Source organism: Thalassovita mediterranea, from assembly GCA_019448215.1.
Classification (GTDB): Bacteria; Pseudomonadota; Alphaproteobacteria; order Caulobacterales; family Hyphomonadaceae; genus Henriciella.
Genome location: CP080408.1, coordinates 2297304 through 2309286, shown reverse-complemented (window position 1 = coordinate 2309286; position 11983 = coordinate 2297304). Strand labels below are relative to the sequence as shown.

Sequence of the window (11983 nt, the reverse complement as noted above, 5' to 3'; positions counted from 1 at the left end):
GGCCATCAGTGCGGCCCGGAAAAAACCTGCGAAATTCCTCACCAATCAATTCTGGCGCAAACCGGTGGCGCGCGTCTATCGGCTCAGCTGCGTTTAAACCGGATGGTCTTGCCGAGGACGAAACCGATGATGACGCAGATGAAGATCAGAAGGACCCGGCGCGTCTCAAAACCAAAGCCAAGGAAGTTGACGCTGATCAGCTCCATGTTCTGAAGCGCGAAGATCAGGATCAGCGCAACGAGAATGATGGCGAGCCAGTTTTTCGGGTTTTTCATCATGGGTCTTCCCTCCAGATATCAGCTTCACCCAATACTGGCCGGGGGGCGGCCTGCGTCAAGGCGACGCCGGAACAGGCCGGTATGGCCGGAGTTGATAGTCTGATGATTGGTTCGGACATTATCTACAAGATCAGGAACGCCCCGCTTTACCAGCGCTGGGGCCATCCTGTCGTGAACATCGTGACGCGCACCTTCGGGCGTATCGGCGAAGACGATGTGGCGCTGGTTTCTGGCGGGGTCGCTTTCTACGCCTTCCTGTCTGTCTTCCCGGCCGTCGCCTGCGCGCTGATGGTCTGGGGGCTTTTTACAAGCTCTGCCGACCTTCGCGAGTACTTCGAGATCATGCAGACCTTCCTGCCTGACGAGGCTTACCGGCTGATCACGGCGCAGATGATCCGCATCGCGGATTCGCAATCCTCAGGCCTTTCATGGGGCGCGCTTGTCTCGCTCGTCGTTGCGCTCTGGTCGGCATCGCGGGGCGCCAACGCCCTGCTGCTGGCAATTGCTGTGACCTATGACCGACCCGCCAAGCGCGGCTTTGTCCAGCAGAACCTGCTGGCGCTTGGCTTTACAGCTGGCGCGATCGTCTTTGCCATCATTTCGCTTGCTGCAATTGGCGCCGTGCCGCCAATCATCGAAGCGCTTCAGCTTGGCGCGTTTCTTGACGCGCTGCTCCGCATCATTCGCTGGCTCGGCCTGATCAGCCTCTTCCTGCTTGGCATCTATGCTTTCATGCGGACCGCCCGCCCCCACAGCGTTCGGGCCCATGAAAGCCGCGCGCGCCCCATCCTGCCGGGGGCGATTGTGGCGGGCGTCATCTGGCTGCTGGCTTCGGTCGCCTTCTCTTTCTATCTCAGCGCCTTTGCCGACTATAATGAGACGTTTGGCTCGCTTGGCGCCGTCGCCGCGCTTCTCATGTGGCTGTGGCTCTCCTCTTTCGCGATTTGCGCCGGCGCCGAAGTCAACGGCGTCATCAGCCGCCGGGAACGCGGCCTGACGACAAAGACAGCCAAGCAAAAAGCCGAGAACACTGAAAAGCCAAGGCGCTTCAGGCGCCAGAAGAAGGCTGACTGAACCCTGCGTCATGGCTTGCCGACCTGGCAGGCGCCGATAGTCTCGCGCGTCAGAGAAGACAAGAAACGCCCGAGGAGACGCGCCATGAAACTCTATAATTCAGTCGGACCGAACCCGCATGTCGTTCGCATGTTCATGGCCGAGCGGGGCATCGAAATCCCGACAGAAGACATCGACATCATGGTCGGCGCGAACCGCCAGCCTGACTATCTGGAGAAGAACCCGCACGGCCAGTCGCCAGCGCTCTTTCTCGATGACGGCTCGCTGATCACCGAAATCACCGCGATCTGCGAATATCTTGATGAGACCAATCCCGGCGACAGCCTGATCGGCTCAACGCCTGAAGAACGCGCCCAGACGCGCCGCTGGACACGCTGGGTCGATCTCAAGATCGTTGAGCCCATGACCACGGCCTTCCGCGGCGCTGAAGGCCTGCCAATGTTCAAGGACCGGATGCGCTGCCTGCCGGAAGCCTCTGACGGCCTCAAAGCCTTCACGCAGGACAATATCGCCTTTCTCGACAAGCAGATGGCCGGCCGCGACTATGTCGCTGGCGACAAGCTCACGCTCGCTGACATCCTGCTCTTCTGCTTCCTCGCCTTCGGCGAGCAAGTCGGCCAGCCGCTGAACCGCGACTTCAAGAATGTCGCTGCCTGGTTCGACAAGGTGTCGAAACGCGAGAGCGTAAAGGCTTAGGGCCTACCCCTCAGCCTCGACCATCGATTCCTCGTCGCAGAGGGCGATGATGCGGTTCAGCTTTTCGGTGAATTGCAGCAGCGCCTCTGCGCCGAATTCCTGTTCGATGCGGCGGTTGATGGCGATGGGGTGGTTTACAGCCCGGTCGATCGCAGTCTGGCCCTGTTCGGTCAGCTTGAGCACGAAGGCCCGGCTGTCGCTTTCGCTACGCGTCTTTTCCAGCATCCCCATACCAATCAGGCGGCGCACCATGGCTGTGATCGCGGAGTCATTGAGCCGAAGGTCCCGCGCGAGGCTTGTCTGGTTGAGCGCCTTTGCCGCGCCGACGCGCGTCAGCACGCCGAGCTGCGGCGCTGTCAGGCCTGCCGTCTCGACCAGCTGTCGATCTGCAACCTTGCGATACAGCTGGGCGGCGATCTGCAGGCGCGAGTAAATTCGCGGGTTTCGTGTGTCGTGCGTCATTCCTGCCCCTTGCGAGTCCTCGTCCCGGAGGATATACTTCACTAGTGAAACAATCAACTGTTCGGCCAGTCCCAACCCTGTCCGGGCAGATGTCCGCTTAACACTCGATCTTTGGGAGGATCAGGAAATGGATACCGCAACAATCGGCACAATGGGCGTTCGCGATGAGCTGAATGACCTGCGCATGTCGGAGAAGACCGTGCCGCTTTACGAGCACGTGAAGCGCTTCATCAAGGAAGAAGTCGACCCGATGAGCGTCGAGTTCCACAAGCTTGGCGAAGGCCGCGCAGAGCGCTTTTCCTACGCGCCGGGCCAGCTGGAGCTGCTCGACGCCGTAAAGCAAAAAGCCAAGGACCAGGGTCTCTGGAACTTCTTCCTGCCAGACGCTGAAACCGGCGAAGGCCTGCCAAACCTCGACTATGCGTATATCGCTGCCGAGCTTGGCAAGAACTCGCTCGCGTCCGAGTGCATGAACTGCGCTGCGCCTGACACGGGCAATATGGAAGTGCTGGAGCGCGTCGGCACCAAGGCACAGAAAGACCAGTGGCTGAAGCCGCTGCTCGAGGGCGAAATCCGCTCCTGCTTTGCGATGACCGAGCCGCACACGGCCTGCTCTGACGCGCGCAATGTTCGTACCCAAGCTGTCCTGAAAGACGGCAACTGGGTCATCAATGGCGAGAAGTACTACGCCTCCGGTGCTGGCGACCCACGCTGCAAGATCATGATCGTCATGGTCCAGACCGACCCCGACGCGCAGAGCCACCAGCAGCAGTCGCAGATCCTCGTGCCTATGGACACACCAGGCGTTGAGGTTCTCGGCCCGATGCACGTCTTCGGCGAAGACGACGCGCCACACGGCCACATGCACATCCGCTTCACGGACGTGACCGTGCCGGAAGAGAACATCCTGCTCGGCGTTGGCCGCGGCTTCGAGATTTCCCAGCTGCGCCTCGGCCCAGGCCGTATCCACCACTGCATGCGCTCCATCGGCGCCGCAGAGAAGGCCCTCGACCTGATGCTCGAGCGCGGCATGAGCCGTGACGCCTTCGGCCAGCCGCTCATCAAGCTCGGCGGCAACCAGGAGAAAGTCTCCCGTGCGCGCATCGAGATTGAAGCCTGCCGCCTCATGGTGCTGAAAGCAGCCAAGGCGATGGACGTCCTCGGCAACAAGGAAGCCCGCGTCTGGATTTCCATGGTGAAAGCGATGGTGCCGGAGAAGGTTTGCAAGATCATCGACGACGCGATCCAGATGCACGGCGCAACCGGCGTGTCCCAGTGGACCCCGCTTGCCCGCATGTACACCAGCCAGCGCACGCTGCGCCTCGCTGACGGTCCGGACGAAGTGCACCACATGGTCGTCGGCCGCAACGAGATCGGCCGCATGGGCATGAAGGGCATGACCAAGAAGTAGGTCCTTGCCTTAGCCAGATATGAGAAAGCCGGCCTTTCGGGGCCGGCTTTTTTTGTGCGTGTCCGTTATGGTCAGGCCTGATCCTCGCTGCGCTCAGCAGGGTAAGAGCGCAACCGAATTGCCAAACAAACCCGTTATACCGTTCATGACAGAGCTGGTGATGCGGGCTCTGTTCGCGGCAATGTCCACCATCAGCAATACGAGCCCGCCAAGCAAGACGCTGTAGGTCCAGCCCCAATATGAGCTGAACAGGATTGTCGTTATCCAGTCCTGACCAAACGCGTACCAGACCACTGCGAGCACCGTCGCCGTGGTCAGGCATAGTGAAATTGGCAGTAAATGCGCTGCGGCCCGACCGCGAAACACTGACAGCAGAAACGCAAAGACTAAAGCGACCGCACTGCTGCCGGTGAAGATGCGGAGATCGAGGCGAAGCTCGTGCATCACCTCATCATATTTGCCGACGACAAGGGACTGAAGCCGATCAAAAGCCATCTGGTTGCGCAAGATCGAGCTATTCAGAACGTCGCGGACGGCAGCGGCCGCCTGATCGCGGCGTTCGCAATCCAGCTTGCACGCAGATGCAAGGACGTCTGCAATCAGCTGGTCGACACCAGAATCAAGACTGTCTCTCGCCTCTTCGATGCGCGACTGCAATCGGCTGGAAATGCCACCGGCAAATTCCGACAATCGGTCTGCACCTTCAGATTGGGCGAGATTGCCGAGCTGCTCATCGACTTGCCCGCGAACTTGCTCGATGGCGAATTCACGCGTGTGCTGATCGAAGTCATCAGGAGCAAACGTGATGTAGAGGAACAGACTGACGAATATGAAGGCGCCGAGAAATGTCAGCACCATATTCACGAGGCGGATCTGGTCCAGTTTCAATTGATCGCTCCCATCACGCCTGAAACCTTATGGTTGAACCACCGCATCCATGTCTAGCCGATCGCTCTCGAGTTGGAGAGGAGATAAGCTATTACATGTTTCTGAAATTGCGCCGATGGCCCGTGGTTCGACTTCGCTCACCATGCGGGCCCATGAGAGGTCAGAAAAACGCCCGCATGGTGAGCGAAGTCGAACCATACGGGCGAATGCCTGGACGGTGGATACCTAACTGGGGAGTTAGAGCCCTACCCCTCCATCTCCCACTCGCTCAGAGCTTCATCCATGACGCTGACGGCCTTGCGGACGTCGCTATCCTCGATGATGAGCGGCGGCGCGAGACGGAGGACATTGTTGCCGGCGACGCCGACAAGTAGGCCCTTCTCGCGGCAGGCATTCTGGACAGGCTTTGGCGCTGATTTCAGCTTGAGACCCGTCAGCAGCCCCTTGCCCGTGACGCCTTCGACCTTGTCTGGATGGCTGTCTGCGAGCGATTTGAGGCCCTGGCTGACCGTGCCGGAAACACGGCGCACTTCGGCAAGGAAGGCCTCGTCAGAGATGATGTCCCAGACGGCATTGCCAACGGCCATGGCGAGCGGGTTGCCGCCATAGGTGGAGCCGTGGGAGCCGGGCTGCATGGGCAGGCCGACCTCTTCGGTCATCAGGCAGGCCCCGAACGGGAAGCCGCCGCCGACGCCCTTGGCGACGCACATGATGTCCGGTTGGGCGTTCTCGGCCCACTCATGGGCGAAGAGCTTGCCCGTCCGGCCCATGCCGCACTGGACTTCGTCATAGATGAGCAGCGTGCCGGTCTCGTCGCACAGCTTGCGCAGGCCCGTCAGGCATTCTTCAGGCATGGCGCGTACGCCGCCCTCGCCCTGCACAGGCTCCACGAAGACGGCGCAGGTCTTGTCGGTCACCGCCTCCTTGAGGGCGTCATGGTCGCCCCATTCAAGCTGGCGGAAGCCTTCGATGGCGGGGCCGAAGCCTTCGAGATATTTCGGGTTACCGCCGGCATTGATCGCGCCGAGCGAGCGGCCATGGAAAGCGCCCGTGAAGGTGATGAACTCGATGCGGTCATCATTGCCCTTGGACCAGTGATACTTGCGGGCCGCTTTCAGCGCGCATTCCACCGCTTCGGTACCGGAATTGGTGAAGAAGACGCGGTCGGCAAAGGTGCGCGCGCACATCTTGTCGGCAAGCTCCTCGCCTGCGCGCACGCGGAACATGTTTGAGAGGTGCCAGAGATTGGCGGCCTGGTCCTGCAGGACCTCGACGAGCTTAGGGTGCGAGTGGCCAAGTGAGCTCACCGCGATGCCAGCGACGAAATCGAGATACTTGTCGCCGTCCTCAGTGATGAGGTTCACCCCCTCACCTCGCACGAACACCTCCGATGGCGGGGCGTAGACGGGCATGATGTGGGCGCGAGGATCTGACATGTCTCTTTGTGCTCCTGGGGCGTTGGGACTGAATTTCGCCTTCGATGGCTGGGGCTGATTCCAAAGTCAACACATGGGCCTTTGCAGCCGCAAAGGCGAGCAGGAAGTTGGCTTGGGCAAAACCGTTTCAATTGCAACTTTGCATGCAAGCCATGCCAGTTGCCCAGTGGTCAAAACAGGTTTGGGCGATTATGTGCGCCGCTTCCGCTCACCGAATGGGCTGGATTACGAAGATTTCATAATGTTTTTCGATAAGCGCTTGACGTTTATCGATAAGTAATATATTGAAAAACAATAATAACAAAGCCCGGCTGGTTGCAAACCCTGACGCCCTGACCCTGAGCCGCCAGCCGGGCCCTCCAAAAGCAGAGACTTACCCTTGAAGGCCCCACCGGGGCCTTTTTCTTTTGGTGGTCTGACGACGGGTCCCAACGCAACTTGATCGGGGCATAAAAAAAGGCGCGGCTTGTGGCCGCGCCCGTAAAAAGTATTGCAGCGTTTCCTCCCAGAAACTTGCCTCATCTGAATGCTAATTTTCTGTCACAGAGTCAAGCACGTGTCGAAAATTGGGCAATGAATGCCTCATAGGAGGGCGTCGCCTGGGAAAAAATGAAGTCCGACTTCAGGATCGAGACAGAATTAACGCCGGATTCAGTGAGTTTCCGGGCATTTTCCACCGCTTTCTCGGATGGGCTGAGGAAGGAATTGGCCGAGACCTCTGTGAGGCCAAGCTCGGCGCGCAGTGATTCTTCGACCCTTCCGCCAACGACGAGGAGGCTGGTCGCGTCTGCCGATTCGACCGCTTCGATCGAGGCGAGCAGTTTCTGAAGAACGTCTTTCGCCCCGCCCGACCAGTCGGCGCGAAGCGAGCCAGCGAGGGCAGCGCGGCTTTTCAGGATCACGCCATCATCGAGAACCTTGAGACTATTGGCGCGGAGCGTCGTGCCGGTCGACGTAATGTCGACGATGACTTCGGCCTGGCCGGAGGCCGGGGCGGCCTCTGTCGCGCCCGCGCTTTCGACGAGGCGATACTCACCGACGGACTTCTGCGCGAAATAGTTTCGCGTGAGGCGAAGATACTTTGTGGCGACTTTCATGCGGCGGCCATGACGCTGTCGGAAACGGGCACCAGCAGCTTCGAGGTCGGCCATCGTGTTCACGTCGAGCCAGGCCGAAGGCACGGCGACGACCACGTCGGCCCCGCCGAATTCGAGCCGCTTGATGACGGATGCGTCGCGGGCAAGGTCAGCCGAGAGGTCATTGAGCAGATCCTCACCAGTCACACCTATATGGAAAGAGCCATCGATCAGGCCCTGCGCGATTTCACGCGCAGAGAGGAGCAGCACGTCGGCCTCGGGCAGGCCTTTCAGCTCTGCGGTATAGCCGCGGTCACCACCGGACTGGCGCAGTTTGAAGCCAGCGCGGGCAAGCCAGTTCTCTGCATTGTCCTTGAGGCGTCCCTTGGACGGGATAGCGAGTTTGAGCCGGGTCATGCGGTGGCTCCTTTTGTCAGGCGATCCGGGCGGACGACGCCGCCAATGCCGGTCGCTTCGACCTTGCCGCCCGAGAGGCGCGCCAGCAGCGTGTCATAGCGCCCCCCTGCCCCGAATGGGCGGCGGCCATCGGCTTGCCCCGGATGAAACAGCTCAAACAGGAAGCCATCATAATAGTTGAAACGGCGGCCGAATGGCGTGCCGAAGCGCGCATCGGTCATGAAAGCGGGCGCAAGCGCGCTCATGCGGTCGGTCCGCGTCTGCAGCCGGTCGAGGACCGGGTCGAGGCCTTCAAGGCCTGCCTGACGGGAAATGGCCAGCAGCTTGTCTGCCGCCTGCGCGGGCGGGCAGTTCACAGCCATGACGGCTTCGAGCGTCTGGCGCGCTGTGTCAGGCGCCGCGCCATGCTCGGCGTCAGCGGCCTGCGCCAGAAGGCCTTCGACAATCTCATCAAGGGTGCGGTGGCCCTGAGGCTGTATGCCAGCAAGCGCGAAGATGTCGGCGACAATGGCTTTCGCCTCCTTCGGGCGCGCGCCCTTGAGGCGGGCGGCGAGGCCGTGGACCGGCTGAGAGCCTCCAGAGTTCAGGAGCGCGGAGACACCGCCTGCCTGACGGAAAGCCCGCTTCAGCGCGTCGGCCAGACCCGGCGCGAGGCCGAGTGCATCGACGAAAGCCGGGAAGACGGCGAGGTCACCCATGCGTGCTTCGCAAGCGGTGACGCCAGCGGTACCCGCGGCTTCGCAGACGAGGGCGAAGGTTTCGGCATCGGTGTCGGCATTGGACGGCGCGCCATAGCGCTCAAACCCGACCTGCGTAAACTCCAGTGCATCGCCCGCGACAGCTGGCAGGCGGAAGGCCCGCGCTGCATAGCGTTTGACCGTCTCGCCGCCCACGCCCTCTTCGGCCTGCGCCAGTGCGACAGGGAGGGTGAGGTCGGGGCGGAGCGCACATTCTTCGCCGAGTTCATTCACGAAGACGCAGAGGCGCGCGCGAACCGCTTCGCCCGAAAGCTCCAGCGGCTGGCTGGCCGGCATGACAATGGGCGGATCGACGATATCGCCGCCGAGGCGGGAGAAAATGTCAGCTGGCGTACTCATTCGGACGCCTCCACGATTTCGCGGATGCGGGCGACCATTTCGCTGCGCGGGGCTTCGAACTGGCCGGGGCGGGCTTCGCGGTATTCCTCATTGGACTTGATCGCGGCGGCCTGTTTGGCGCCCTCTTTCAGGTCCTTGATGGTGACGACGCCCTTGGCGATCTCATCCTCACCGACCATGACAGCGACGGGCGCGCCGCGACGGTCAGCATATTTCATCTGAGGCCGCATGCCGGAGCTGCCCATATAGGCCTCAGCGCGGATACCGGCGGCGCGAAGCTCCGTCGCGAGTTTCAGCGCTTCAGTCGGATCGTCCCGGTTCATGTTGACGATGACGACCGGGCCGTTCAGCGTCTCGATCTCCCCAGAGATGGCAAAAGCTGTCGCGAGGCGTGAGATGCCGACCGAGAAGCCCGTCGCAGGCACTTTCTCACCTGTAAAGCGGGCGACGAGATCATCGTAGCGTCCACCGCCGCCAACGGAGCCGATGCGGACGGTGTTGCCACCCTCATCGACCGTCTCACGCAGCAGCTCAGCCTCGAAGACAGGGCCGGTATAGTATTCAAGGCCGCGCACGACGGACGGGTCGAACAGGACATCCGTATCCGGACAATTGAAGGCTTCGAGCCCGCGTGCGATGGCGGTGAGTTCGGCAAGGCCAGCCTCAGCCTCTTCGCCGGTCCCCACGGCGCGGCCAAGCGCTTCAAGCGTTTCGCCGCGTGTCGGGCGACCCGCTTTTGCGAATGCCATCACGCGGTCAATCTCTGACGTGCCAAGCCCTGCGCCCTTGGTGAAGTCGCCGCTTTCGTCTTCGCGGCCCGGGCCGAGGAGGAGCTTGACACCGTCTTCGCCAAGCCGGTCCAGCTTGTCGAGTGCGCGGAGGATTGTGAGGCGGGCCGTGTCGCTATTGGCCCCGACGCCATCGAGGACCGCATTGAGCAGGCGACGCGTATTCACGCGAACAGCAAACTCGCCGTCGCCTGCGCCCGCCGCACGCATCGCCTCAGCCGCCATGGCGACCATTTCAGCATCCGCATGCGCGCCTGCCGCGCCAACCGTATCGGCGTCGCATTGCAGGAATTCACGGAAGCGGCCAGGGCCCGGCTTTTCATTGCGCCAGACGGGACCGGCCGCATAGCGGCGGAATGGCTTTGGCAGGGTCTGCCAGTTCTCAGCGGCAAAACGGGCAAGCGGCGCGGTCAGGTCATAGCGCAGCGAGATCCACTGCTCGTCATCATCCTGCATGGAGAAGACACCCGCATTCGGGCGGTCATCGTCAGGCAGGAACTTGCCGAGGGCATCAGCATATTCCCATGCGCCGGTATCAAGCGCCTCGAACCCCCAGCGGCGATAGACCGATGTGACGCGGTCGATCATCTCGGCCTGTGCATGGATCAGCGCCTCGCGGCGGTCAGGAAAACCGCGCGGCTTTCGCGCGAGGTCCTTGCCGCTTTTCTGGGCGTCGGCGTCCTGTTTCTTCTTGGCCATTTGCTAGTCCTGTCTGGTCGTGCGCGCTCCGCTTAGACGAAGCCGGGATAAGAGTGAAGCAGACGCGGGCAACAAGACGCGGGACCGGAGCTATCCGTCTGCGGGCCTCTGGCGGTTCAATGTTAGAAGATGAACACTGTGAGAGAGGCGCAGCCGGACCGGTTCGCGCCTCATGCGGCGCGTCACGCGTGGTGATGATGGTGATACAGCGTTGTGTTCATTACCGGGCTGGATATGGAGCGCACCGGGGGAAGTCAAGCAGCCCCCTAGATGAGAAGTTCATTGTCCTCTTCTTCAGCCCGCGTCTCATCATGCATGGCGATGGCGATACCGAATGTCAGGATGCCAACGCGGCCCGCTGTCATAAGGACAATTATGATGAGCTTTCCGAGCGAAGACAGATCACCCGTTATGCCCATGGAGAGGCCAACCGTGCCGAGTGCCGAAATGACCTCGAACACAACGCGGTCGAAGGTGAATTGCGGATCCGTGAGACCGAGCAGAAAGACCGCGACGGCCAGAAGCACGATGAAGTAGACCGCCGAAGCGCCAGCTGCCTGAAGGCGTGACGCCGCGATTGGACGTTTGAAGAAGCGTACGCGGCTGCGCTGTTTCAGCGTGGAGCGCATGATCGCCAGCAAGGCAGCGAAAGTGGTCGTCTTCAAACCGCCCCCTGTCCCCGAAGGCGATGCACCAACTGCCATCAGTACAAACAGAACCATCAGCACGGACATGGAAAGTGCACCGATCGGCACCGTGTTGAAGCCGACTGTCGTGGTTGCCGTCATCGTCTGGAAGAAAGCCGCGAGCAGACGCTCTGTCGGCTGCAGGGCTGCGATGCCCGGGTCGGCCACGAACAGGACGAGCGTGCCTATGAACAGAAAGGCCCCGGTAATGCGAAGGATCACCTTCGTGGTGAAACCGAGATGGAAGGCTGCCGACGTGAAATTGCGCCAGACGTCATGGATGACCAGAAAGCCCATCGCGCCAAGCAAGCTGAGCACCGATATGACGACGTTCAGCCCCACATTACCGCTATAGGCCTCGAAACTGTTCGGGTTGAGGCTGAAGCCGGCCGTACAGAACGCAGAAACAGCATGGAAAATGGCGCTCCAGATGGCGTCGTCCTGACCTGCCCCCGCGAAGATGAAATAGAGCGCCAGCGCGCCGATCGCTTCGCAGACCAGCGTGAAGATCACGACTGTGAGAATGAAATGGCCGGGCTTCAGATCCTTCGGGAGTGCGAAGGCGGCACGGGTCATCTTCTCGCGAAGCGGCGAGAGCTTGTGCGCCGTCGCCATGACCGCGAAAGACCCGATCGTCATGTATCCGACGCCGCCCACCTGGATCAGGAGGAGGATGATCAATTCGCCGAAGAAGCTGTAATTCGAGCCGGGGTCCACCGTGACGAGACCCGTCGTCGAGACCGCTGAAACGGCGATGAAGAAATTGTCGATCGCCTCGACCGTTCCCTCATGCGCGAAAGGAAGCGAAAGCAGCAGCCAGCCGGCCAGCATGTAGCCAGCATAACCAACGACAAGAAGCTTGGCGGGATTGGTGCGGAGCATGGCAAGGCGCGTGCCCCGCCACAAATTGCTCAGAAACGATCGTTGTTTGCGACCGGACGTTTCTGTTGGCATCTGGTGGCTGTCAGCCTCCCT

11 protein-coding genes are annotated in these 11983 nt (G+C 61.1%); 3 read left to right on the top strand and 8 right to left on the bottom strand.

Annotated features, from left to right (window positions below; translation table 11 throughout):
* Positions 1-83: 83 nt before the first annotated feature.
* Positions 84-278: a LapA family protein gene (locus KUV46_11365; GenBank protein ID QYI99937.1), complete on the bottom strand. Its 195-nt coding sequence runs from the start codon at positions 276-278 to the stop codon at positions 84-86.
* 81 nt (positions 279-359) lie between these two features.
* Between KUV46_11365 and KUV46_11360 the strand changes: the two genes are divergently transcribed.
* Together KUV46_11360 and KUV46_11355 are read left to right on the top strand one after the other, a co-directional pair.
* Positions 360-1352: a YihY/virulence factor BrkB family protein gene (locus KUV46_11360; protein QYI99936.1), complete on the top strand. Its 993-nt coding sequence runs from the start codon at positions 360-362 to the stop codon at positions 1350-1352.
* An 84-nt stretch (positions 1353-1436) separates the two neighbouring features.
* On the top strand, positions 1437-2048 hold the full coding sequence (locus KUV46_11355; GenBank protein QYI99935.1) for a glutathione S-transferase family protein: 612 nt from the start codon (positions 1437-1439) through the stop codon (positions 2046-2048).
* Positions 2049-2051: 3 nt separating this feature from the next.
* Here KUV46_11355 and KUV46_11350 read toward each other — a convergent pair whose 3' ends face one another.
* Positions 2052-2510 (bottom strand): MarR family winged helix-turn-helix transcriptional regulator, encoded by a 459-nt coding sequence (locus KUV46_11350; protein ID QYI99934.1) that lies wholly within the window; start codon positions 2508-2510, stop codon positions 2052-2054.
* Positions 2511-2694: 184 nt separating this feature from the next.
* Between KUV46_11350 and KUV46_11345 the strand changes: the two genes are divergently transcribed.
* Positions 2695-3921, top strand: a complete 1227-nt coding sequence (locus tag KUV46_11345) for an acyl-CoA dehydrogenase family protein (protein QYJ02398.1) — start codon at positions 2695-2697, stop codon at positions 3919-3921.
* A 93-nt stretch (positions 3922-4014) separates the two neighbouring features.
* Here the strand turns inward: KUV46_11345 and KUV46_11340 are convergent, their stop codons facing one another.
* From KUV46_11340 to KUV46_11315, 6 genes are all read right to left on the bottom strand, one after another.
* Complete coding sequence (locus tag KUV46_11340; protein ID QYI99933.1) at positions 4015-4809, bottom strand: hypothetical protein; 795 nt, start codon at positions 4807-4809, stop codon at positions 4015-4017.
* Between the two features lie 245 nt (positions 4810-5054).
* Positions 5055-6221, bottom strand: coding sequence for an aspartate aminotransferase family protein (locus KUV46_11335; protein QYJ02397.1), 1167 nt, complete (start codon positions 6219-6221; stop codon positions 5055-5057).
* 572 nt (positions 6222-6793) lie between these two features.
* On the bottom strand, positions 6794-7738 hold the full coding sequence (gene hisG / locus KUV46_11330) for an ATP phosphoribosyltransferase (GenBank protein ID QYI99932.1): 945 nt from the start codon (positions 7736-7738) through the stop codon (positions 6794-6796).
* The gene (locus KUV46_11325) at positions 7735-8835 is read right to left on the bottom strand and encodes an ATP phosphoribosyltransferase regulatory subunit (GenBank protein QYI99931.1); all 1101 of its coding nucleotides are present in this window, start codon (positions 8833-8835) and stop codon (positions 7735-7737) included. Before KUV46_11325 ends, hisG begins: the two co-directional genes overlap by 4 nt.
* The gene (hisS, locus tag KUV46_11320; GenBank protein ID QYI99930.1) at positions 8832-10322 is read right to left on the bottom strand and encodes a histidine--tRNA ligase; all 1491 of its coding nucleotides are present in this window, start codon (positions 10320-10322) and stop codon (positions 8832-8834) included. Before hisS ends, KUV46_11325 begins: the two co-directional genes overlap by 4 nt.
* Positions 10323-10588: 266 nt before the next feature.
* Entirely contained in the window at positions 10589-11962 is a 1374-nt protein-coding gene (locus KUV46_11315) for a potassium transporter KtrB (protein ID QYI99929.1), read from the bottom strand.
* Positions 11963-11983: the final 21 nt, after the last annotated feature.